Below are 22,621 nucleotides of genomic sequence, written 5' to 3'. Positions count from 1 at the left end.
GGCGTGACCCATGACCGTGTGGGACGACCTCGTCGGGCAGGAGCGGGTGAGCGAGGTGCTCACCGCCGCCGCCCGGGACGCCGACGCCCTCGTCACCGCCGCCGCGACCGGCGGGCCGCTGCCGGAGTCGTCGAAGATGACGCACGCCTGGCTGTTCACCGGCCCGCCCGGCGCCGGCCGCAACCAGACGGCGCGGGCCTTCGCCGCCGCCCTCCAGTGCGTGAGCCCCGACCGCGCCCTGGGCGGCGCCCCCGGCTGCGGTTTCTGCGACGGCTGTCACACCGCGCTGGTCGGCACCCACGCGGATGTCACCACGGTCGCCGCCGTCGGCGCCGAGATCCTGGTCAAGGACATGCGCGACACGGTCCGCAAGTCGTACACGGCCCCGGCGACCGGCCGCTGGCAGATCATCCTGGTCGAGGACGCCGAGCGGCTGAACGAGAAGTCGGCCAACGCCGTCCTCAAGGCCGTCGAGGAGCCCGCCCCCCGCACGGTCTGGCTGCTGTGCGCGCCCTCGCTGGAGGACGTGCTGCCCACGATCCGCTCCCGCTGCCGCCACCTGAACCTGCGCACGCCCTCGGTGGACGCGGTCGCCGACATGCTCGTCCGGCGCGAGGGCGTCGAGCCCCAGGCCGCCGCGGCCGCGGCCCGCGCCACCCAGGGGCACGTCGACCGGGCCCGTCGGCTGGCCACCGACCCGGCCGCCCGCGAGCGCCGCGCGGCCGTGCTGAAGCTGCCGTTGCGGCTGGACGAGATCGGCGCCTGCCTGAAGGCCGCGCAGGAGCTGGTGGACGCGGCGGCGGAGGACGCCAAGCAGCTTGCCGAGGAGATGGACGGCAAGGAGACCGAGGAGCTGAAGGCGGCGCTCGGCGCGGCCGAGGGCGGCCGCCTGCCGCGGGGTACGGCGGGCGTGATGAAGGACCTGGAGGACATGCAGAAGCGCCGCCGCACCAGAACCCAGCGCGACAGCCTCGACGTCGCCCTCACCGACCTCACCGGCTTCTACCGCGACGTCCTCGCGCTCCAGCTGGGCTCCAGGGTCGCGATCGCCAACGCGGACGCCGAGGACTCCCTGGAGCGGCTCGCCCGGGCCGGCTCGCCCGAGGCCACGCTGCGCCGGATCGAGGCGATCGCCGCCTGCCGGGAGGCCCTCGACCGCAATGTGGCGCCGCTGCTGGCGGTGGAGGCGATGACGATGGCGCTCAGAGCGGGCTGACGGCGGCGCCGGCGCCGTGGGCGGCACGGCGTTGACCAGGGTCACCCGTACGAGCCACAGTCATCACGCACGGCACGGAGATCATTTCTCGGCGTTACGCTCGATTGATGCACATCAGGCGAATCCCCCGCCAGACCCGAATTCGACCCCGGGCCCGCACCCGGACCATGGCGGCCGCCCTGCTCTCGGCCGCCGCCCTCCTCGCCTCCGCGTGCTCCTCCGCCGGGAGCGCGTCGACGGCGACGTCGGAGTCCTCGTCGGCCGGCACCGCCCAGCTGGCCGCGCTGCCCCGCTCGACGCCGTCCGCGCTGGCGCCGTACTACGACCAGAAGCTCACCTGGCGCGACTGCGGCGTCCCCGGTTTCCAGTGCGCGACGATGAAGGCGCCGCTGGACTACGCCGAGCCCGGCGCGGGCGACGTCCGGCTGGCGGTCGCCCGCAAGAAGGCCACCGGCAAGGCGAAGCCGCTCGGATCGCTGCTGGTCAACCCGGGCGGGCCAGGCGGCTCGGCGGTGGACTACCTCCAGCAGTACGCGGGCATCGGCTACCCCGCCGAGGTGCGGGCGCGCTACGACATGGTCGCCGTGGACCCGCGCGGAGTCGCCCGCAGCGAGCCCGTCGAGTGCCTGGACGGGCCGCAGATGGACACGTTCACCGAGACCGACATGACCCCCGACGACCAGCAGGAGACGGACCGCCTGGTCAGCGAGTTCAAGACGTTCGCGGAGGCCTGCGGGAAGCATTCGGCCCAGCTGCTGCGCCATGTCTCCACCGTCGACTCGGCGCGGGACATGGACATCCTGCGGGCGGTGCTCGGCGACCGGAAACTGAACTACGTGGGGGCGTCGTACGGCACCTTCCTCGGCGCGACCTACGCCGGCCTGTTCCCGGAACGGGTCGGCCGGATGGTCCTGGACGGCGCGATGAACCCGTCCCTGTCCGCGCGTGACCTGAACCTCCAGCAGACGGCGGGGTTCGAGACGGCGTTCCAGTCCTTCGCCAGGGACTGCGCGAAGCGCAGCGACTGCCCGCTCGGCGCCAAGGGCAGCACGCCGACGCAGATCGCCGACAACCTCGCGACGTTCTTCAAGAAGGTGGACGCGCACCCCGTCCCGACCGGCGACCCGGACGGCCGGAAGCTGACCGAGTCCCTCGCGACGACCGGCGTGATCGCGGCGATGTACGACCAGGCGGAGTGGGAGCAGCTGCGCGACGCCCTGCACACGGCGATGAAGGACAACGACGGCGCGGGTCTGCTCGCCCTCTCCGACAGCTACTACGAGCGGGACTCCGACGGCCGCTACTCGAACCTGATGTTCGCCAACGCCGCGGTGAACTGCCTGGACCTGCCGCCCGCCTTCACCAGCCCCGAGGAGGTCGAGAAGGCGCTGCCCGAGTTCGAGAAGGCGTCCCCGGTGTTCGGCCCGAACCTGGCGTGGGCGTCGCTGAACTGCGCGTACTGGCCGGTGCGGGCCACCGGCGAGCCGCACCGGATCGCGGCGAAGGGCGCCGCCCCCATCGTCGTGGTCGGCACCACCCGTGACCCCGCGACCCCCTACCCCTGGGCCCAGTCCCTGGCCGGCCAGCTCTCCTCGGGCCGCCTCCTCACCTACGTCGGCGACGGCCACACGGCCTACGGCCGGGGCAGCACCTGCATCGACTCCGCGATCGACACCTACCTCCTCGACGGCACCCCGCCGGCGGAGGGAAAGCGCTGCTCATAGCCCCTGCGGCCCGCCCCGGACCCTCGGCTCCGGGGCGGGTACGGAGCACCCCGGAAACTGTGTAGACTTACCGACGTCGCTGATCGCACCATAGTGCGGGCGACGCGCCGCTTTAGCTCAGATGGCCAGAGCAACGCACTCGTAATGCGTAGGTCTCGGGTTCGAATCCCGAAAGCGGCTCCTGCAAAGGCCAGGTCACATAACCCGTGACCTGGCCTTTTGTGTTGCTCGGGGCGTGACGCGTCACACGGCCGGGGTGCCGTGGGATGGCTTGCGTGAGCGATGCGTGAGCGGAGCGGTCCGGTGCCCTACTTCTTGGGCTTCTTCCGCTTGGCCTTCTTCCCGGCCCTGGCCTGAGCTTTCGCTCCGTCCTTCGCCTTGCCGTTGCGCTTGCCTGTCTTCTTGGCCTTGGCCTTCTTGGCGGCCTTCGCGGCATTGCGGGCGGCCTTCTCTTCCTCGGCCCTGCGCTGAAGGGGGACCAGCTTGGCGGTGGCCTCGGCGGCGCTCTTGCCGACCTCAGGCAGGACGCTCTGGTAGATGTCCCGCGTGATGCGGGTGTCGCTGTGTCCAAGAGTGTCCGACACGACCTTGATGTCGATGTCGGCGGCCAGCATGAGGGTGGCCGCGCCGTGGCGCAGATCGTGCAGCCGGATCGGCGGGAGGCCGGAGGCGGCGACGAGCCGCTCGAACAGGTCGGTCACCTTGCCGGGGTGGAGCCAGGAGCCGTCTTCCTGGGTGAAGACGTGGCCGGTCTCGACCCAAGCTGGGCCCCACTCGTCGCGGTCCGAGTCCTGCCGTTCTCGGTGCCGCTTGAGGACGTTGACGGTGTCGTCATCGAGCGCGACCACCCGGTAGCCGCTGTCGGTCTTGGGGTCGGATGCCTCGACTTCCCAGCCGTCCTGCACGAGTTGGGAGGAGACGGTGAGGGAGTGGGCGTCGAGGTTCGTCTCCGACCATGGTTGTCCGCATGCTTCACCGCGACGCAGGCCACGGAACGCGATCAGGTGCCACATCGCGTATAGCCGGTCCTCAGCGACGAAGTCCAGAAAGGCGCCGGTTTGTTGGGGCGTCCAGACCATCACGGGCGACGGCTTCTCGCCCGTCTGCTCCCATTTGGCGACCCGCTCGTCCGTCCACACCAGGGCTTTCGGCTTGCGTACGGGGTCGATCTCGACGTGGGCGGCCGGGTTGAACGTGAGGATCTGCTGTCCGATCGCGTCGTTCAGGGACGCGCGGAGCGTGGCTTTGACGTGCAGGCGTGTGGCGGGGCCAGTGATGCGGCGGAAGGGCGGCATCTCGTCGATCGCTGCCTTCATGGCCTTGCGGTGGGCGCGGTTCTCCACGCCCTTCCACGGCACTGCCGCCAACTCATCGATGGCTGCTCGCCGTTGGGCGTTGTCCTCCAGGATCTGAGCGTTGGCGTCGCGGATGTCTGTGAACATCTCGCTTAGGTGGCTGACGCGGAGGCGGTCGAGGCGCCGGTGCCCGATGCGAGGCTTCAAGTGCACGCGGACATCGGTTTCGTAGCGGTTCAGGCCGGACTTCCGTATGCGCTTGCCCGCCAGCCACCGGTCGAGCCACTCACTCACGGTCAGGCTGCCGATGAGGTCCTGGCCGGCGTTGAGGCGCCGCCTCGTCTCCTCGACGTCGGGCAGAGGAGCCTTCTCACGGCTGACTTCCGCCAGCATGACGGCGATCAGCTCCGTGCCCTCGGGGTCTTCCGACTCGGTCAGTCCCAGGAGGGCGCGAACGTGGTCGAGGTCGGCCTGGGCAGCCTTGCGGCTGTCGTAGCCGCCACGGGCGAAGGACCTGCGACTGCCGTCCTCGCGGGGCGGCAGCTCCTGGCGTACGGAGTAGGTGCAGTGGTTCCTGCTGTTGCGCTTGGGGCAGGCCGTGCCGAGTTCCTTGCCGGTCTTCGGGTCGCGGCAGGAACAGCGGCGGTACGTGGAGCCCTTCAAAAATCATTCTCCTCGGTGGTGTCGGCATCTGGTGGATCGATGTCGTCGAGCTGCGGGGGCAGGTGGGGTGGGGTGCCGCCGGCTTCGCGGATGGCGTCGCGGTGGCGGCGCAGTTCGTGCTTGGCGTTGATGGCCTGGTCGGAGTACCGGGCCAAGGCGCGCTCGGCCGCTTCCCGCTGGACGCGGTTGTGGGCGGTCTTGACCTTCCAGCGCTCGTAGTCCTCGCTCTCCACGGCGGCCAGGGCCGAGCGGACTTCGAGGTCGTGGGCCACGAAGTGGTCGAGCATGTAGTCGGTGGCATCTTCAGCCGGGGAGTCGCCGGTGAACCACTGCACGGCGTCCCACGCCGGTTGCGGGTCTTCGTAGGGGAGCTGGCGGACCTCGTCTACGTAGCCGACGGGGTAGATCAAGCTGATCGGGGACATGCGCAGGGCCTTCGCAAGGATCATGACCTCGACCAGAGGGAGGACGGCGCGGCGGCCGGACTCCATGTTGGCGATCACGTTGCGGGGGATCGGGTAGCCGGTCTCCTCGCACCTGTCGGCCAGATCCTGCGCGCTCCACCCCAGTTCCTTCCGTCGTCTGCGGACCTCGCCGGCCACGGTGGCCATGACGTGGTCCTCCCATTCGAGGTCGTCGACCTCGGTGTCTTCCTCGTATCCATGGTCGGAACGGCGTTGTGTCATAAAGACACATTAACTTGCCTAGCGTTGATTCCATGGCCTGGAGACGAGCGCGATCGTCGTGTTCGCCGAGGGCTCAGTCATGGATGGAGCGCGTATGCGCGAGAACGAACCTGCCGGTCTGGCGAAGGGCATGCGCCGAGAGGAGCTGCTAGAGCTTCCCGCTGCCGTTGACCTGGAGACGGGCAACCGGGCGCTGGGGCTCGGGCGGAGCAAGGGATACGAGCTGGCGAAGCGCGGCCAGTACCCCTGCAAGGTGCTGCGGCTGGGCAACGCATACCGGGTGGTGACCGCGGACCTGTTGGCTCTGCTGGGCCTGGCCGCATGAGAGCGGGGAGCCGGAGCAGACCATTCTGCGCAGAGCTGACACAGAAACGCTGGACTGTGACGGGGCGTGGACGTACTGTCCGTGTTCCCTCGCGGCGCCTGAGCGCCCACGAGAAGGGGGAGAGCCCCCGGCGGTGCAACGCCGGAGGCCCGATGACTCCCCATCAATCCGATGCGAACCGACCCGGCGGACAGGGCATGAAAGCCCGCCACCGCCAGAGGAGCCGCCCAGTGCAACCTGAGAATCCCGAGCCCTATTCCACCCCGGCCAAGGCAACCTGGCCCACCACCGCCATACCCGGAAAGCCCGGCGCCCACCTGTGTGCCATGCAGGCCGACGGCGCCGATCCAAGCCCCGGCGTTGATACGGACGCCCGCAGCGCCGACGAGGCGGAGACGCCGAGCGGCCTGGAGGCGATATCCGACGCGGAACCGACCCGCGGCTCGAAGCTGCTGGAGGAACTGCGCGGGCAGATAGCCCAGTTCGTGATCCCGCCCTCGCAGGAGGCTCTCGACGCGATCACCTTGTGGGTGGTGGCGACGCACCTGCAGCCCGCGTGGCAGCACGCCCCGCGCCTGGCGGTGGTGGGACCGGCGAAGCGGTGCGGCAAGTCGCGTCTCCTTGACGTGCTGACCGAGACGGTCCACGAACCGATGCTCACCATCAACACCACACCGGCGGCCATCTTCCGGTCGATCACCGAGGAGAACCCGCCGACGCTGTTGGTGGACGAGGCGGACACCATCTTCGGCACCCCGAAGATGGCCGAGAAGAACGAGGAGATGCGCGGCCTGCTCAACGCCGGCCACCAGCGCAACCGGTACGTCACCCGGGTCGTGGGCAACGACCACGCCCCGCACCGGTTCGCGACGTTCGCTATGGCGGCCATCGCGGGGATCGGTGACCTGCCTGACACGGTCATGGACCGTTCGGTCGTGATCCGTATGCGGCGCCGGGCTGAGGGCGAGAAGGTCAAACCGTTCCGGTCGCGGCGTGACATCCCGGCCCTGCATGATCTGCGCGACCGCATCGCCGCGTGGGCCAGGCCGCTGTTGGACGAGGCTGCAACCCTGGAGCCGGACATGCCGGTCGAGGACCGTGCCGCGGACACCTGGGAGTCTCTGGTCATCGTCGCCGACCTGGCAGGCGGGCAGTGGCCCCGGCTGGCGCGCGTCGCGTGTGCGCGGATGGTCGCCGCTGAAGTGGCGGCCGAGGAAGACCACCCGAGCGGGGCGCGGATCCTTGCCGACATCCGCCGGGTCTTCTACGCCCAGCGGGAGGTGGACAGCCTGTCCACCGAGGAACTCCTCCATCACCTGCGTCAGGACGCGGAGGCTCCGTGGGCGGAGTGGGGGCGGGGCGGGCTGACCGCGCGTGAGCTGGGCAGGCTGCTCCGCGAGTTCGAGATTCAGCCTGGCAACGTGCGGATGGCCGACCGGACGCAGCGCAAGGGCTACATGCGCAACAAGTTCCTGGATGCCTGGCGCCGGTACTGCCCCGCCGTCCACCCCGTCGACCCAGGCCGCGCTCGCGGCGAGGGCTGAGCCCCGCCCCTGGTTTGCCGTACTTGCCGTCCCTGCCGTGATCTCGCAGGTCAAAGGGCCTACAGGCAAGACGGCAACCGGGGGCAAGACGGCAATGCGATCAGCAGTTGTGCCCTGTCGCCAGGACGCCACCCGTATCCGTCTTGCGCCGTCCTAGGCGTCCTTGCCGTATCGACGCAGGTCACAGGGGTGTCCGCCGGGACGGAAGGCGCAACGCCCCCGTCCCGACCGGGGACACGACAACTCTGAGACGAGCGCAGCCGCGACCAACCGCTTGAGCCCTTCGCGGCCAGGCGAAGACGCCGATGGCACCCGCCAAGACGGAATACCGAGATCGCTGCCGTACCTGCTGTGACCTGCGCTTGCAACGGCCAAGACGGCAAATACGAACCACACGACTACGCCAGGAGTACCCCGCTTGAGGATCCCTCTCATGTCCCGTCGCCGAGACCTCTCGTCGCGCGGCGACCAGCCCGGTCAGGAGGAACCAGCGAAGACGAAGCTGACTGCGGAGCAGTACGTGCTCCGCGCGGCCGGCATCGTCATCGTGGCTCTGACCGCCGGTGCGTTCTGGCTCTCCTACGCCCACCTGGCCGAGGTCGCCGCCCAGCACGGACTTCGCGACTCGCCGACCCGCCGATGGGCGTGGCCCGCGACGCTGGACGCGTTCATCGTCGCGGGGGAGCTGCTCATGCTCCGCGCGGGCCTGCGCCGCGTCACCGACATGTGGGCCATCGGCGTCACCGCCATCGGATCATTCGGCTCCATCGGGCTCAACGTGGCCGGGGTGACCGGCACTCGCGAAGTCGACAGTGTCCCGTTGCTCGACTACGTGGTCGCTGCGGTTCCCCCGGCCGCCGCGATGGTGGCCTTCGGTGTGCTGATGCGGCAGATCCACGAGCTCGTCGCGCAGGACGATGCGGACCATTCGGCCCCGGGCTCCGCCCAGGTGCCGGAACCACTAGCCACCACATCCGTCCGCCTCGCCAAGCCGTTGAACATAACCGTCGACCAGTCCGGCGAGGCTCAGGCTGAGGCCGTCCGGCGTGCTGACCCGCTGGTTCAGCCCGGCTCGGCCGTTGAGCCGTCGGTTGCCGTATCCGTCCAGTCGCCGCAATCACCTGCCTCCGCTGCAGCGGGCAAATTGCGCGGTGGCCGTCCGCCCGGCGCTCCACTTGAGGTGCTCGTGGAGATCGGCCGGGCTGCCGCCGCTGAGCAGGACAAGCTCACCCGTGCCGTCGTCCGAACGGCGGTTGAGGGCAAAGGGTTGACGGTCGGCAGCAAGCGGTTGACCGAGGTGATGGACATCCTCCGGGCCGAACCCGATGCCGTCGTCGAGACTGATCAGGCCGACGGCTGACCGGAACCGCTGCCGGGTGACCGGAACCCTTCCGGTCACCCGGCCCGCCGGCCACTGCTCCGCGTAAGGCGCGGTCGTACACACCTGTGGATGAAGTGGCGGCCGTCCGAACTCCGTCTGCTGTTCGCGTTGCACCGCGCGCTTTCCTCGCACCCTTCTGGAGAACTGGCCATGACGCACGACCCCTTCCACAACCACACCGGCGACGAGAAGCCGCCGCTGGTGAAGTCCCCTACGCTGATGGACCGTTGGCGCCGGGCGTTCGGACGGGCTGCCCCGAGCGGAGCCAGTAGTACCCCGAGTCCGACTCAAGGCCGGACGTCGGGGGTCTCCGCCCCGGGGGTGGCGGAGACGGCCCGGCACCAGGGGGCGCCAGACCAGGACGTCGGGGCCGAGGGCGGCCCCGACGAGGACACGCTCCACCGCGTCCAACGCGAGACCCTGCGCCCCGTACGCGCCGCCGGCACCGCTGAGGCTGTCGGCGGTGAGCCTGTCGTGAAGAGCGTCCAGCCCACGATCCGCCGCTTCACCGGCACCAAGCGCGTCGTGCGCGTCGGCCCCCTGCGCTTTACCGGCGACGAACGCACCCAGCTCCAGGAGACTGCCGCCGCACACGGCTACAAGGGCGACTCCGGCTTCGCCGCCGACATCGTCCTCGCCTTCATCACCGGCCGGTTCACCGCCAACCTGCCCCTGTCCGAGGACCGCCGGCGCACCCACATGTTCCGCGCCCAGGTGTTGCGTCAGCTCAACCGGATCGGCGTCAACGTCAACCAGATCGCCCGCGCCCTCAACAGCGATCACACCCCACCCGACATCCGCCAGCGCCTTACCGAACTCCACCAGATGCTGGAGCTGATCGCCGAAGCCCTGCGCCGGCCCGCCGACCCGGAGACGGAGGCAGCCGCGTGATCGCCGCCATCAAACCGGCCGGGTCCAACACCCGCGGCCTCCTCGCCTACCTCTACGGCCCCGGCGACCACGACGAACACCTCGACCCGCACATCGTCGCCGGATTCGCCATGCTCGGCATGCCCGACCCCGGCCGCGACGAGAACGCCACCCTCACCGAACTCGCCCGCTACCTCGACGAACCCGTGCGGCTGCGCAACGGCGAATTCGGCAAGCCGGTCACCGACCACGTGTGGCACTGCCCGGTCCGCGCCGCCCCCGAGGACCGCTACCTGTCCGACGCCGAGTGGGCCGAGATCGCCCAGCGCATCGTCGAGGCCGCCGGCATCGCCCCGGCTGGTGACGACCTGGCCTGCCGCTGGATCGCCGTACGCCACGCCGACGACCACATCCACATCCTCGCCACCACCGTCCGCGAAGACGGACGCCGCCCCAAACTGCACGGCAGCGGCTTGCGCGTCGGCGACGCCTGCCGTGAGATCGAGAAGGACTACGGGCTACGGCAGTTGAAGAAGGGTGACCGCACCGGCGCCCGCCGCCCCACTCAGGCCGAGATGCACAAGGCCGAACGCCTCGGCTGGGACCAGACCAGCCCCGAGTGGCTCCAGGACCGCATCCGCGCCGCTATCCCCCACGCGACCAGCGCCGAGGAATTCATTGCCTACCTCGAAGCCGGCGGCGTCGAGGTCCAGGTCCGGCGCGGCCCGTCAGGCGACCTCCTCGGCTACGCCGCCGGCCGCCCCGGCGACCTCAATGAGGCCGGCGAGCAGATCTACCACCCCGGAAGCAAGTTCTCCTCCGACCTCTCCCTGCCCAAAATCAAGGCCCGCCTCGAATCCAGCCAGCCCGAAGAACACCCCACCGCCCGGCGCAACCGCCCCAGCACCCCGTGGCACCAAGCAGCCGACGCACTCGACACCCTCCACACCGACCTCGCCGACGACACCCATGCCCAGGCCCACATCACCGCCCTCGGCGAACTCCTTGAAGCCACCGCCCAGACGGCACCCGCCCATCTGCGCGCCGAACTCCAGACCGCCGCCAAGGCGTTCTTCCGAGCTCAGCGGTCCCAGATCCGGGCCGAAGACCGAGTCGCCCACGCCCTGCGCACCGCGGCACGCGACATCGTCCACACCGCCACCGGCCCCGACGGCAGCGCACTCGCCGCCCTGGTCGCAGCCCTCGTCTGGGCAACCATCGTCGCCAGGCGCTGGCACGAAGCGAAGAACCACGCCCACCAAGCAGACGCCGCCCGCCAGGCCGTCCAGCACCTCCAGACAGCCGCCGACCTGGCCCTCGCCCCGACGCTCGCCGAACTCACAGCCCGACCGCCCAGAGAGGAAGCACGCCGTGTCCTGGCCAGCGACGTGCGAGCAGCCGTCCCCGACCACGCCGGGCGGATCCTCGCCGATGCGGCCTGGCCCGCGCTCGCTGCCGTCCTGGCCGACGCCGAAGCCCTCGGTCACCAACCTCACCAGCTCCTCAAGGAAGCCGCTGCTCAACGCGAGTTGACCACCGCCCGCCAACCCGCCCGCGTGCTTATCACCCGCATCCAGCACACCGGCCGCAACCCGGCACCCAACCGCCGCGCCGAAGCCGCCCGCCGACGCTCCACCATCGCAGGTTCGATTGCTACTCAGCAGAGCAGTAACCCCCAGTCCTCAGTGGTGGCGACGCCACCTGCCGACCAGCAGCACCGCCTTCGCCGGTAGGCACCAGACGCTTCATTTGTCTTCTCCTACGCGGCTTCCGCTTCGCGCGAAGAGCCGGAGGCAGTATCCGGTGCGATGGGCAACAGCGCGGCCCGCCCCAAAGCCTCGACCAGGTGCTCGGTCAGGAGGCCGACGTGGGGATCAGGCTGAATGAGCGCGGTCGCCTGGCCGTGAGCGGTGCGTTCGGTGGCCCATTCGTAGTCGAGGCTGGTGAAGTCGTCGTCGATCCAGATGGCGGGTGAGTTGCCGAGCCAGGTGTCTACGTGGTCGCGCTTCCAGAGGTAGCCGTTGGGGTGGCTGGTGGTGATCTGGGGACGTGGGAGGTGGACGTAGGGGAGGGGCGGGAGACCGAGGAGCGGTCCGATGAGGGTGGTGGCGTCGTGGCGCCAGCTGGTGCACCAGACGGGGGTGACCAGGCCGGTTCGGATGACGTGCATGAGCAGGGGGCCGTGTGCCGGGTTGAGCCAGATGGTGACCGGGTTGTCGGTGCTTCGGCCAGTGGGTACGACATCGTGGCGGGTGTGGGTCGCCGGTCCGGCCCCTTCCACGTCCGGGAAAGGTATGAGGATGCCGTCGACGTCGAGGAGCAGATAGGGCGGGCGCATCGGTTTCTCCCAGGGGGGCCGGGGTGGGGGTCAGAGCTTGCGCACGGTGATCAGCAGAGTGGTGGGCCAACGGCCTCCGTGGCGGACGTCGTGGAACTCCTGGGCCGAGGTGACCCAGAGGCCGGCGCGGTCGAGGTGTTTCTCCCAGCGGTCGGCGTCGAAGTCCCATCGGGCGATGGGCAGTCGGGTGCGGTCAGGGAGGGTGACATAGTCCCGGCGGGGCCGATCGTCGGCTACGGGGCGCAGGCCGCCGCGCTGGGGGTGGGGAACGGAGAAAGCGAGGGTGCGGCCGGGCTTGAGGCGCTGGGCGATTGCCGGGAGCAGGAGTTCGGGGGCGACGAGCCCGATAGCGCCGAAGACGGAGTAGACCGCGTCGAAGTGCTCGTCTGAGGCTTGCAGATAGTGCAGGGCGTGGCCGGCGACGAAGGTCAGGTTGTTCAGTCGGCCGTAGTGGGAGCGGGCTCGGCGGACCTGGAGGCCGACGAGATCGACGCCGGTGACCTGGGCGCCGTAGCGGGTGGCGAGGTGGGCGGCGTTGTGGCCGGGGCCGCAGCCGAGTTCCAGCAGCCGCTTGCCGCGCAGGTCCGGTCCGAGGATCTCGGCGCCGGGTCCGCTGCCGGGCCGGGTGGTCCATTCCATCCGGGCGGGTACAGAAAGGGGTTCGGCGGGGCTGGCCGTGGTGCGCTGGAGGGCGTGGACGTACCACGGGGAAGCCTGGGCGAGCACGTCAGACCTCCAGGAGGTGGAGGACATCGGTGAGGTGGCGGCGTACGGCTTTGAGGTAAGCGGGGTCGGTGGCCGGGTCGTTGATCCAGCGGATGGACTGCTCCATGAACCACTCGACAGCCCACATGCGGTGCCAGCCCAGTGCCCAGTTCTCGGCGGTGAGCCCGCCGCGCCGGGTGAGGGCGTCGGGGGTGCCGCCGGCAGTGACGTACTGCTCCAGGAAGACACGGAGGCGTACGGGGTCGGGGGTGTCGAGGGTGCCGTGCCAGCTGGCGAGGTCGAGCAGTCCGGGGCCGGTGAAGGCGCGGGCGAAGTCCAGTAGCCGCCAGCCGGATCGGCCGATGTGGAGGCTGGTGGGGTGGAACTCGGAGTGCACCCAACCAAACGGGGCCACGGTCGTACCAGCCGAGCGCGTCTCAGCGGCCTGGGCGATCCGGTCTAGCGCGTCCTCAATGTCGTCCGCGTCCTGCCACCGCTCGGCCTTGCGCAGCCGGGCGAGGTGCTCCAGGGCCCGGCTCGGCAGCAGGCGAAGACTGGCCTGGTCGAGGACTGACAACGCGGGAGCCGTCCGAGTGTCGTGCAGGACCACGGCCGCAGCAGTGCCGTCGAGGTCGTCGGCATCGCGGACGGCGGAGCCGAGGTCCTCCATGAGCATGCCGAGCCAACCGTCCAGGACGGCGGAGCCGTGGACCTGCGGGACGGGCACGCCGAGCGTGTGCGCCAGACGGAGGGCCTGGTCCTCGCTGTCGAAGGGCCGCTTCGCGTACTTGAAGATCGCGGTGGTGGCGTCGGGGAAGGTCAAACGCTCGACACCGGACATCGACCACACGCGCACTTCCTCGCGCACGGCGGTGGTCCGTCCGGCCATCGTGATCAGGTTGTCGAGGAGTTCGGCGCTGGGGTTCGCGGTCACGTGGGGGCTCCAGGGAGGTTGGGGGCGTCCAGGGCGGGCGAGAGGTGCCGGCCCGCCCCGGAGCCTGGTGTGCGGTGTTAGGCGGCAGGGCTCACGCGGTGGGCGTAGACCTGCTCGATCCAGCCGGACTTGAAGGCCGCGAGGTCGTCTCGGAAGTTCGCCATCAAGGCACCGTAGGGCGCGACGACGCCGCCGGACTGGTCCGGCACGGACTGGCAGCCGTGCACGAGCCGGCCGCCGAGGGCGGCGTGGGCCTTGATGGATTCGATGCGGCGGTGCTCGTTGAACCAGCCGCCGTGGTACACCTCGTCGAGCATGCCGCCCATCTCGTCGTCCAAGTCGAAGACGACGGAGGTGGCGGCGGGGAAGAACCAGCACGGGCCGACGTTGGAGATGTGCCCGTCCAGCTCCACCTTGTTCAGCGCCATGAGCGTGGCCGCCTCGCGCAGCATCCGCAGGTGCTCGGCGGTGATCTGCGGCAGGCCCAGGGTGTCGAGGTGCTCCGCGCGGAACAGGTAGGCGTACACCTCATACGCGGTGGACAGCACCCGGGAAGCGTCTGAGGTGGACTCGGCGTGGGCCTTGATGAAGTCCAGCGCGAGTTGCTCGACCGCACTTTCGGTCGTCTCCCGCGCCTCCAGGAGCTGGGACTTGACCAGCTCCCAGTCGGCGAGGAGCCAGGTGTTGGACTCGAAGCGGAAGAAGTACTCGGCCGGGTCGATAGCGATGCGCCGGCCGTCGATGTGGATGCCGGGCAGACGGCTCCAGCGCTCGTCGAACGCCTCGGGCAGTACGACCGTGATGGCCGCGGTGTCGATGATGGTCACCGTGTCTCCGTCTCTGATCGGCCGGGTTCGGGCACACAAGTGCCCGAACCCGGTGTAGGCGTACGGAACTTCTGGGGGCCGCCCGGCCGAAGGGGGGAGCCTGGTCACGGTGTCGGACCGGGGCCGGGCGGCTGATGTTTAGTGAACCCTCCAACACGCACAGTGGGTACGGTGAGAGGCGGTTGAAGCGGTATACGCGGTTTACAGCTCCGGAGCGGAGGCGATCGTGGCAGCGCCGAAGGGTCCCAATCCCCGCCTGCGTGAGGTTATCGATGCGATCGGCTGTACCTTCGAGGCCCTGGCGAAGGACATCCGCCGTATCGCGGCCGAGAACGGCGAGATCCTCCAGACCAATAAGTCGGCCGTCTCGCACTGGGTGAACGGCACACGCCAGCCGACCGGACGGACCGGCCAGTACCTCGCTGAGGCACTGTCACGTCGAGCAGGCCGCGCCATCACCATGGCCGAGATCGGTCTTCGAACACCCGAAACTGCGGTAGCGGAGGAGACCGATCCGGTCCTGGCCGCCACCGATCTAGGCCGAGCCGATGTCGAACGCCGCCGCTTCCTTGCCGTCGCTGCCTTCACCACGGCCGGCGTGGCCATGCCGCTCCTCTACGACCACGAGGCCACGGCACGCATGCTGCAGGCCCGCACCGGCAGCTCCCTGGTCGGGATCGAGGACGTGGACGTCGTACGGCAGATCACCGCGGCCTTCAGCGCGGCAGACGAGCGCCTCGGCGGCGGCCACGGCCTAACCACCGTCACCGCCTACCTCGCCGACACGGCGGCTCCCATGCTTCGCGGCCGCTTCCCGAACGAAGCCTTACGACAGGCTGCCTTCGGTGCCGTCGCCGAACTCGCTTACCTCGCTGGGTGGAAGCACCACGACCTCGGCCAGGAAGGCGCCGCCCAGCGCTACTACCAAGTCGGCTACCAGCTCGCCTGCGAAGCCGACCCGCGCGGTCACGCCGCCTGGATGATGCGCGCCCTTGCTCACCAAGCATTGAGCCTCAAGCAGCCTCACCACTGCGTCGACCTCGTCGAAGGCGCCCTCACCCGCGGACTGGGCCACGTCGACGGCCAGACCGAGGCGCTGCTGCACATCACCCACGCCCGCGCCTACGCTGCGGTAGGCGCGAAGCCCGCGGCGGCCCGCGCCCTGCTCGCCGCCGAAGACGCCCTCCTGCGCGACGACGGCCCACAGCCCAGCTACTCCCGCGTCAGTGGCCCGGCCGCCGGCACCGTCGCCAGTCACACCGCCCGCACCCTGACCGACCTCGCCGACCACATCGGCACTGAGCAACAACACCGCGACGCCCTGGTGCGCTGGGACCCCCAGAAGTTCAAGCGCGTCCACGCCCTCACCTACGCCGACCTCGGCGACAGCCTCGCCGCCCAGGCCCGTGCTGACGAGGCCGTAGCCGCATGGTCACAGGCCCTGACCCTGATGGAGGGCATGACTTCCGACCGTACACGCAAGGCGATCGCCTCGCTCCGCTCCACCCTCTCCATCTACCAGCGCCGCAAAGTGCCCGGAGCCGCCGAACTCGCCCGCCGCGCACGCGAAGCGCTGGCCTAAGCTGCCACCATCCGGCCGATGAAGGGACACCAGCCGTGGCTCAGCGGACCACCGACGACCAGCCCAAACCCCTGCCGCCCGCCCTCGAATCCATGACCCTGCTGGTCGCCGCCGTCATCGTCCACGACAAGGCAACCAACCGCGTCGTCCTTCTCCAGCGCAGCCAGAATGCCAAGTTTGCCCAAGGCATGTGGGACCTTCCCGTCGGCAAGAGCGAGCCCGGCGAGCCCATCACGGAGACCGCCGTACGCGAGCTGTACGAGGAGACGGGCCTGACCGTGAAGCCGGAGTCCCTCAAAGTCGCCCACATCATCCACGGCGCATGGGGTGTCGAAGCGCCCAACGGCTTTCTCACCGTCGTCTTCGTCGCCCATGAATGGACTGGCGAACCCGTAAACCGTGAACCCCGCAAGCACTCCAAGGTCTGCTGGGTTGGCGGCGACACCATCCCGGCTGACTTCGTGGAGACCACTGCTAGTGCTCTGCGTTCCTACCTTGCCGCCGGCACTGATGTCTCGCTCGATGGCTGGCGCTGATCAATCTCGGCTCCCGCCAGACGTATGGAGGTTCGTGGTGACTTCCTTGAAATCCAGGGGTAGCTGTTCATGGTGGTGTTGCAAGCTAGTGGGTGCGACGGTGCAGCGGCTGGGTGGCTGCCAGGCGGTAGATCCTGTGACCGCCGGCAGAGCCGCCCCGCCGACCAAGCAGCTCGGCGACTCGGCTGCGGGGCCGGTCAGGAATCAGAGCGGACTGGTGCTCACAGTGCCGGGCGAAGCGCTTCTGCCTGGGCAGAGTGCGGCTCCTTCCTGCATTGGGTTGTGACCAGAGCAGGATGTCGGCACGAGCTCCCAGTCAGTCGAGCCGTACACCGTGCACCCATTCCAGCCTCTGGCAGACTTTCCTGCATGTCACCAGCGGATCTCCAACTATCACCCCCGGGCCTGCTCCTCGATGCTCTCTCACCACAACGAGAAGATGGCGGATTGACGCAATCTGCCCCGGAAGGTCTGATTAGTCCAGTCAGGGATAGATTTGATCCGGTGGTCTCTGACGTTGTCAAATGGTGCAGGGGCCGCCATTTAACTCCACTTCCAGAAACTGCAGTTCCCGGCACCAATGACCGAGAACGCAGTATCCTTGCCGCTCTGGGCGGTGTATCTGAGGCTCTCGCGCGGCGGGCAGAAATTGGACTGCGTCGAACGAAGATGCCAGCTGAAGTCCAGCATTGGCTCAGTTCGGCTCCTGTACCTCCTGATGACTTGATTGACCGACTCCTGGGTGCGCTTACAGGTGCCGCACATGACCCCTTGGCGCTGGTCTACGAGCGCATCGTGGCTAGCCCTCGACGTCGTCGGCTGGGTACTTTTTTTACTCCCGAGCCTGTTCTTGCCTACATTAAAGGAATTCTCGATCTTCGGCTCGCGGAAGCGCCGCGCACCATCGCCGATCCGGGAGCGGGAGTGGGCGCATTCACGACCTCCGCGCTCTCATGGTGGCCAGGATCTGCCGTCCACGCCATTGACGTAAACCTAGTCACGCTTGGATTGCTTGCCGCGCGTCCAGATCTCCATCGGGCAGGAGAAACTGCCAAACTTCATGTGAGGCAGGAGGATTTTCTTGGCTGGCTAGGGGAGAAATGGCCTAGGCTTCGCGGCCCGCGGCTAATCATTGGAAACCCCCCGTATACTCGGCATCAGCAATTGACTCAGGGCCAAAAGAAGCAGGCGCAAGCCGCATCAGGAAGCATTTCGCCCGGTTTGCGCGCCGGCCTCTCAACTTATTTCTTGGCTGCCAGTTTGATGGCGCTGCGCCCCAGGGACTCCCTATGCCTGCTACTCCCGGCTAATTGGCTTGAAGCAGATTACGCTCGAGCAGTTCGAAACCACCTATGGCACACGACGCGTAGGAGGGTGGAACTACATATATTCCCGAATCACCTGGAAGTATTTCCGGGAACTCAAGTCGCCGCCATGGTGATTTTCGTTGGCCCGATCTCACCCGATCTTCAAGATATGGCTCTTTATCGAGTTGCCGAGAACGGTCAATCTGGATTCTCTGGGGTTCTGCAGAATCAGGTGCGACGGGAAGGAGTTCCTTCGCCCGCTGCCTTCACTGAAGGCGCATTGAATCCGAGAGCTCGAAGGGCCCGTAAACGAGAAACAACGGTGCCGTTGGCGCAACTCGTCCACATTCGACGCGGCGTGGCAACGGGCGCGAATAGTTTTTTCCTCAGGACGGTGGAGGAAAAGAATCAGCTCCCCAATGGGACTTGCGTGAGGGCCGTCAGTCGAATTAGGGATCTGCCGGGTGACGTATTGAGCTTCACTGAACACGAAAAACTTGGCGAGGACGGGCTTCGATGCTGGCTGCTCAAGCTCGATAGTTCAGCTGCCCAGATTCCGGAGGTCAAGAAACTTCTTGACCAAGGAGAATCAGAGGGAATCCACGAGCGGCACCTTTGCAGGGTGCGTTCGCCTTGGTACGCCCTGGAGAGGATTACAGTCCCAGATCTACTCATTGGCCCCATGGGGAAGAGCCGCTTTCGAATTGTCGTCAACGACGTGGGTGCAATTCCTACAAATACTTTGTACGGACTCAGGTTGCGTAATCCCTCTTCGCCCGGAGCGGTGAATCACCTGGCTCAATGGCTGTCGAGCGAAGAAGGCCAAGCGGCGCTGCGTATCGTGGCACGGCAGCATGGTGACGGTCTTCTTAAACTGGAACCCGGACCGTTGAGCGGTGTTCCCGTTCCAGCCGGAATCGTGGAACTACAGCGCAACGCAAAGATCAGTACTAGGATCAGCTGACTTGGCCGAGAAAATGAGAGGGGATCAGGTGGAACCGGAGGAGTACGGGTTCACAGTGGATACGCACCTCTTCCGCGAGCTCGGTGAGCTTTTGGTGGGACGTGATAGCACGGCATTGATCGAGTTAATCAAGAATGCGTACGATGCTGATGCAACTCGCGTAATCGTTCATGGCGAAGATCTCCATGGTGGCGGAGGAACCATCACGGTGGCGGATGACGGTGTGGGAATGACGCCCGAAATCTTCCGCACGGCGTTCCTTCGTGTCGCCAGCCGGTACAAGGAACAAGGAGATCGCCTTAGCCCGCGATTCAAGAGGCGTTACACCGGAGCGAAGGGCGTTGGCAGGCTAAGTGCCCACAAGCTAGCCGAACGGCTTTCGTTGAGGTCTGTACCTGATTCCGGTGTGCGCAGTGCGGGTTCGTCGGTATCTTCTGAGCAGGGTGTGCAGGCAGTAATTAATTGGCGCTCGGTCGAGGATGATCATTCCACATTGGATGACGTCGGCGACGGCCTGATGGTTTCTGCATTTGATGCGCGCGGCCAGGTGCCGGGGACAGAGCTCCGACTCGAAGCAGTGCGATCTCGATGGACCAAAAGAACTCTATCCAAGTTTGTTCAGGAGGTGTCGAGTTGCTTGCCACCGCCCGGACTTCTCGTTGATCCGTCTTTTGACATTCCACCCGAATTTGCTCCGCTTGGCCATTTGAAGCCGTGGACGCGTGGTGACGGTGATCCAGGCTTTAAAATCGCATTTCAGGGAGATCTCGATATTGGTGACGATCTCTGGATGCGACTATTTGAACGTAGCAATTGGCTGCTTGAAATTCGCGCTACCAGTTCTGGCGTGACCTTCGCGATTCACCCCACACCTGCAACCCTCGACGATTTTCCCGAGGCGAAGAGTTATTTCTTGCGTCGAGACCACCCGAATCCAGAGCGCGGTCCATTCTTTACTGCGAGGATCTATGCTCGCCAAGGACAGCTAGCAGTCAGGTCGGCAGAGCTAACGAAATTTGCTGACGAACACTCAGGTATTCGTGTTTATCTCGAGGGGTTTCGCGTCGTTCCTTACGGAGATCGACATGACGACTGGCTAGGGCTTAATCAAGACTATGCCAGGAGGGCGAGAGAGTTCGAGATCATCCTCGATGAGGCGTCGTCTGCTGTTCTACCCAAGCAAGAGGGTGAATCTTTCAAAATCGCTGGTAATTACCAATATACTGGCGGCGTTTTTATGACGGCGGAGGACGCTGCCTGTCTCCGCCCTGTAGTTAACCGAGAAGGTTTCCTTCAGGATGAGGCGTTCGGTAATCTTCGAGACCTTGTACGAAATGGCGTCGACCTGGTGTCTCGCGCTAGGGCTGCCACGCAAGCAAGTGGCAGATCGGCAAAAGCAGAAAAACTTCAACAACGTCTCGCACCCCCTGTTCAAGAGCCGAGCAAGGCGGAGTTGGAACTTTCCCAGCCTCAGTCCGACATTGAGGAGAAGCCCCAAGAGAAGAACGCGCGAGATAATCTCAATTTCTCGCTCACGAGAGTGCGCCAAGAACTGACCAATATCAGGGCTACCGTTGGCCCAGATACCGGTCTTGCCGAGCAAATCGAGATGGCGGCTGCAGCTGTCGATCTAGCAGAGCATTCTGCAAGCCAGGAGCATGCAGATCAGGCAATGCTGGAGGTGCTAGCGAGCGTCGGGCTCCAGTTTGCCGCTTTCATTCATGAGGTCAATGGCCTCCTAAGTGAAGCGCAGGCCCTACGCACATTGGCAGGTGCTCTCGACGGACGGTCTCTCGGGCCGGGTCAGAGTCAACTCCTTCAAGATCTGCGTAGCGGGATTGAGTCTTTGTGTCAGGCATTGACGCGACAGGCTAGCTATCTAACGGAAGTGGTTGGTCCCGATGCGAGGCGTCGGCGAAAGAGGATTCCGCTATCTGATGCCCCTCGTACTAGCCTCCTGCTCCTCACGAATACTCTCAATGAACGAGATGTTGAGGTAGTGCAGGATCTTGACAGCTCTGTGAGGACACCACCCATGTTCCCTGCAGAGCTAACTATTATTTGCACCAACCTGCTAACTAATGCGGTCAAGGCCGCAGGAAGGAACGGGCGCATTATGATCTGGGGCGGGGCCGTCAAGGACGGTGGGATCAGAATAAGGATCGAAAACACCGGGAAGGCAGTGTCGCTGGAAGACGCCGAGCGCTGGTTTCTTCCATTCGAAACCACAACCACCGAAATTGACGTCGTTTTGGGTCAGGGGATGGGATTGGGTTTGCCGATCACGCGCCGTATCGTATCCGAGTATGCGGGGTCGGTTCGATTCGTTGAACCTCGGGATGGATTTTCAACTGCTGTAGAGGTCATCATTCCTGGTCGTGAGGTACGGCGATGAGCGATCAGAAGAGGCCGTCCGTATTGATCATCGATGATCACCCTGAGGATCAGACTGCAGCCATCGCGGTACTCAAGCACACAGGCTTGGATGTCGAGGTATGTCTGCCCAATAAATTGGTTGATGATCACCTGAGGCGGGCTGATGTCGTCGCCATTGATCAATACTATGAGTGGGATCTAGTTCCCCACCCGGACGAGATTGCCTATTGGCCTCAGGATGGCCTGGCGCTGGCGGCAGTAGTATCTCGACGCTTGGCTGCTTTGAAGAGTCACGCGGCTATCGTTTTACGTACAGGCGAGCTTGGCCGGCTGGCTGGGAACCTGCCTAGGGCCGCACGTGTGCCGCTGCTCTCCGCTCAAAGTGGGCTGGACTGGATTCTGGAGAAGGGGGAAGATGAAAATGCCTCACCGAAACTTCACCAGCTGGCGGCGGGGGCGGCGTCGCTTCGACCTTTCATTCACGATCAATCTTCTTGGAATGAAGGCGCTGCATGGCTGAATCTCGCGGAAAGTGCCCCATGGAGCGATAGTGCTCTCGCGGAAGTGCAGGTATGCCGACCTCCAGAGCATGTTGTAGCCCGATACACGGCTGGTAACGCGTGGTTGCGCTGGTTCGCTCACCGAGTTCTCCCTTTCCCGTCCTTCCTGATCTCAGATCTCAAAGCCGCAACACTGCTAGGAATCGGCTTGAGGGAGTTGCAATCCATAGTCTCGGATTCTGAGAGCGAAATGGGTGAGGAGCTCAGGAATATTGTATATACGGGGCATCTGTCCGGGCTGGTCGATCGGCGATGGTGGCGGGCTGGAATAGAGTCATTCGTAGATACAGCGCTTCTTGATTCTTCGGAGGACCTGGAGGTCGCAGAAGCACTATCTGATTACTACGAACGACTACATGGCTCGCCTGTCACTTTGCTCCCTCATGTGCACCCTGTGGTGACAATTGACGCGGACTATGCAGAAGATGGCGTCGCAGATGCTATGGAATGTGTCCGTTTGGCGCCTGATCTTTGGCCCGTCTTCGCGGATGAGCCCTGGGCTCTGCGCGATGACGCCATGGAAATCCCTGATCTTGCCGCAATGGTTTCTCGGGGTGACCGGGGCCGCCTTCACCCGATGGACGTGACCTCGTGACTCAAGTTCCGCGTCCGCGTGCTAGCGCCGAGTCTGCTGCGCAGCGACCTCATATATCGGCTGTCGCAGTGGATACTGGGCCTCTCCTGTGTTTTGGAGCGGTGACCGGCGGGCCTCGCCTGTTCATTAGCCGGTACAAAGGAAGGCTGCATTGGGCAGAAGCTGTGGCGAACGAGATTCAACACCAAGCGCA

At 66.3% G+C, this 22,621-nt stretch carries 18 protein-coding genes, 1 tRNA gene and 1 pseudogene; 14 read left to right on the top strand and 6 right to left on the bottom strand.

Annotation, left to right across the window (positions count from 1 at the left end; all coding sequences use genetic code 11):
* Nucleotides 1-10: 10 nt before the first annotated feature.
* The 3 genes from ACFZB3_RS26250 (at nucleotide 11) to ACFZB3_RS26240 (ending at nucleotide 3,120) form a co-directional block, all read left to right on the top strand.
* Nucleotides 11-1,216 (top strand): DNA polymerase III subunit delta', encoded by a 1,206-nt coding sequence (locus tag ACFZB3_RS26250; protein ID WP_391379126.1) that lies wholly within the window; start codon nucleotides 11-13, stop codon nucleotides 1,214-1,216.
* A 107-nt stretch (nucleotides 1,217-1,323) separates the two neighbouring features.
* Nucleotides 1,324-2,940 carry an alpha/beta fold hydrolase gene (locus ACFZB3_RS26245; RefSeq protein WP_391379124.1) on the top strand — a complete coding sequence of 539 codons (1,617 nt, stop codon included), beginning with the start codon at nucleotides 1,324-1,326 and terminating at the stop codon, nucleotides 2,938-2,940.
* 106 nt (nucleotides 2,941-3,046) lie between these two features.
* Nucleotides 3,047-3,120 (top strand) — tRNA-Thr (locus tag ACFZB3_RS26240).
* Between the two features lie 128 nt (nucleotides 3,121-3,248).
* Here ACFZB3_RS26240 and ACFZB3_RS26235 read toward each other — a convergent pair.
* Together ACFZB3_RS26235 and ACFZB3_RS26230 are read right to left on the bottom strand one after the other, a co-directional pair.
* On the bottom strand, nucleotides 3,249-4,898 hold the full coding sequence (locus ACFZB3_RS26235) for a tyrosine-type recombinase/integrase (RefSeq protein WP_391379122.1): 1,650 nt from the start codon (nucleotides 4,896-4,898) through the stop codon (nucleotides 3,249-3,251).
* A complete protein-coding gene (locus ACFZB3_RS26230; protein WP_391379119.1) occupies nucleotides 4,895-5,584 on the bottom strand; it encodes a helix-turn-helix domain-containing protein in 690 nt (229 codons plus the stop codon). The genes ACFZB3_RS26235 and ACFZB3_RS26230 overlap by 4 nt, the downstream gene beginning before the upstream one ends.
* Nucleotides 5,585-5,678: 94 nt before the next feature.
* Between ACFZB3_RS26230 and ACFZB3_RS26225 the strand changes: the two genes are divergently transcribed.
* From ACFZB3_RS26225 to ACFZB3_RS26205, 5 genes are all read left to right on the top strand, one after another.
* Nucleotides 5,679-5,909 carry a hypothetical protein gene (locus tag ACFZB3_RS26225; protein WP_391379117.1) on the top strand — a complete coding sequence of 77 codons (231 nt, stop codon included), beginning with the start codon at nucleotides 5,679-5,681 and terminating at the stop codon, nucleotides 5,907-5,909.
* Nucleotides 5,910-6,139: 230 nt separating this feature from the next.
* The gene (locus ACFZB3_RS26220) at nucleotides 6,140-7,453 is read left to right on the top strand and encodes a DUF3631 domain-containing protein (protein ID WP_391379115.1); all 1,314 of its coding nucleotides are present in this window, start codon (nucleotides 6,140-6,142) and stop codon (nucleotides 7,451-7,453) included.
* A 433-nt stretch (nucleotides 7,454-7,886) separates the two neighbouring features.
* Nucleotides 7,887-8,813, top strand: a complete 927-nt coding sequence (locus ACFZB3_RS26215; RefSeq protein WP_391379113.1) for a DUF2637 domain-containing protein — start codon at nucleotides 7,887-7,889, stop codon at nucleotides 8,811-8,813.
* A 342-nt stretch (nucleotides 8,814-9,155) separates the two neighbouring features.
* Nucleotides 9,156-9,725: a plasmid mobilization relaxosome protein MobC gene (locus ACFZB3_RS26210; RefSeq protein WP_391379785.1), complete on the top strand. Its 570-nt coding sequence runs from the start codon at nucleotides 9,156-9,158 to the stop codon at nucleotides 9,723-9,725.
* A complete protein-coding gene (locus ACFZB3_RS26205; protein ID WP_391379111.1) occupies nucleotides 9,722-11,437 on the top strand; it encodes a relaxase/mobilization nuclease domain-containing protein in 1,716 nt (571 codons plus the stop codon). The genes ACFZB3_RS26210 and ACFZB3_RS26205 overlap by 4 nt, the downstream gene beginning before the upstream one ends.
* 26 nt (nucleotides 11,438-11,463) lie before the next feature.
* On the opposite strand, the gene ACFZB3_RS26200 is transcribed toward ACFZB3_RS26205, so the two are convergent.
* The 4 genes from ACFZB3_RS26200 to ACFZB3_RS26185 all read right to left on the bottom strand — a co-directional run bounded on the left by ACFZB3_RS26200 (nucleotide 11,464) and on the right by ACFZB3_RS26185 (nucleotide 14,508).
* Nucleotides 11,464-12,042 carry an HAD domain-containing protein gene (locus ACFZB3_RS26200; protein WP_391379109.1) on the bottom strand — a complete coding sequence of 193 codons (579 nt, stop codon included), beginning with the start codon at nucleotides 12,040-12,042 and terminating at the stop codon, nucleotides 11,464-11,466.
* Nucleotides 12,043-12,072: 30 nt separating this feature from the next.
* Entirely contained in the window at nucleotides 12,073-12,768 is a 696-nt protein-coding gene (locus ACFZB3_RS26195; RefSeq protein WP_391379106.1) for a methyltransferase domain-containing protein, read from the bottom strand.
* 1 nt (nucleotide 12,769) lies between these two features.
* Entirely contained in the window at nucleotides 12,770-13,681 is a 912-nt protein-coding gene (locus ACFZB3_RS26190; RefSeq protein WP_391379104.1) for a phosphotransferase family protein, read from the bottom strand.
* A 77-nt stretch (nucleotides 13,682-13,758) separates the two neighbouring features.
* The gene (locus ACFZB3_RS26185) at nucleotides 13,759-14,508 is read right to left on the bottom strand and encodes a hypothetical protein (RefSeq protein WP_391379102.1); all 750 of its coding nucleotides are present in this window, start codon (nucleotides 14,506-14,508) and stop codon (nucleotides 13,759-13,761) included.
* Nucleotides 14,509-14,734: 226 nt separating this feature from the next.
* Between ACFZB3_RS26185 and ACFZB3_RS26180 the strand changes: the two genes are divergently transcribed.
* The 6 genes and pseudogenes from ACFZB3_RS26180 to ACFZB3_RS26155 all read left to right on the top strand — a co-directional run bounded on the left by ACFZB3_RS26180 (nucleotide 14,735) and on the right by ACFZB3_RS26155 (nucleotide 22,428).
* Nucleotides 14,735-16,090 (top strand): tetratricopeptide repeat protein, encoded by a 1,356-nt coding sequence (locus tag ACFZB3_RS26180; RefSeq protein ID WP_391379100.1) that lies wholly within the window; start codon nucleotides 14,735-14,737, stop codon nucleotides 16,088-16,090.
* A 35-nt stretch (nucleotides 16,091-16,125) separates the two neighbouring features.
* The gene (locus ACFZB3_RS26175; RefSeq protein WP_391379098.1) at nucleotides 16,126-16,626 is read left to right on the top strand and encodes an NUDIX domain-containing protein; all 501 of its coding nucleotides are present in this window, start codon (nucleotides 16,126-16,128) and stop codon (nucleotides 16,624-16,626) included.
* A 69-nt stretch (nucleotides 16,627-16,695) separates the two neighbouring features.
* Nucleotides 16,696-18,027: pseudogene (locus ACFZB3_RS26170) on the top strand (Eco57I restriction-modification methylase domain-containing protein); the annotation flags it as partial.
* Between the two features lie 33 nt (nucleotides 18,028-18,060).
* Entirely contained in the window at nucleotides 18,061-18,897 is an 837-nt protein-coding gene (locus ACFZB3_RS26165) for a hypothetical protein (RefSeq protein ID WP_391379831.1), read from the top strand.
* Nucleotide 18,898: 1 nt separating this feature from the next.
* A complete protein-coding gene (locus ACFZB3_RS26160; protein ID WP_391379096.1) occupies nucleotides 18,899-21,292 on the top strand; it encodes an ATP-binding protein in 2,394 nt (797 codons plus the stop codon).
* The gene (locus tag ACFZB3_RS26155) at nucleotides 21,289-22,428 is read left to right on the top strand and encodes a hypothetical protein (RefSeq protein ID WP_391379094.1); all 1,140 of its coding nucleotides are present in this window, start codon (nucleotides 21,289-21,291) and stop codon (nucleotides 22,426-22,428) included. The genes ACFZB3_RS26160 and ACFZB3_RS26155 overlap by 4 nt, the downstream gene beginning before the upstream one ends.
* Nucleotides 22,429-22,621: the final 193 nt, after the last annotated feature.

It is taken from the genome of Streptomyces sp. NPDC008092, assembly GCF_042957285.1.
In the GTDB taxonomy this organism is placed as follows: domain Bacteria; phylum Actinomycetota; class Actinomycetes; order Streptomycetales; family Streptomycetaceae; genus Streptomyces.
The sequence above is the reverse complement of the archived record's forward strand: the minus strand, read 5'-3'. Positions and strand labels throughout refer to the sequence as shown.

Bases quoted from the DNA above. Each gene is read 5' to 3' on its own strand.
- ACFZB3_RS26250 (WP_391379126.1), top strand. From the start codon at position 11: ATGACCGTGTGGGACGACCTCGTCGGGCAGGAGCGGGTGAGCGAGGTG.
- ACFZB3_RS26245 (WP_391379124.1), top strand. From the start codon at position 1,324: ATGCACATCAGGCGAATCCCCCGCCAGACCCGAATTCGACCCCGGGCC.
- ACFZB3_RS26230 (WP_391379119.1), bottom strand. From the start codon at position 5,584: ATGACACAACGCCGTTCCGACCATGGATACGAGGAAGACACCGAGGTC.
- ACFZB3_RS26225 (WP_391379117.1), top strand. From the start codon at position 5,679: ATGCGCGAGAACGAACCTGCCGGTCTGGCGAAGGGCATGCGCCGAGAG.
- ACFZB3_RS26215 (WP_391379113.1), top strand. From the start codon at position 7,887: ATGTCCCGTCGCCGAGACCTCTCGTCGCGCGGCGACCAGCCCGGTCAG.
- ACFZB3_RS26200 (WP_391379109.1), bottom strand. From the start codon at position 12,042: ATGCGCCCGCCCTATCTGCTCCTCGACGTCGACGGCATCCTCATACCT.
- ACFZB3_RS26165 (WP_391379831.1), top strand. From the start codon at position 18,061: ATGGTGATTTTCGTTGGCCCGATCTCACCCGATCTTCAAGATATGGCT.
- ACFZB3_RS26155 (WP_391379094.1), top strand. From the start codon at position 21,289: ATGAGCGATCAGAAGAGGCCGTCCGTATTGATCATCGATGATCACCCT.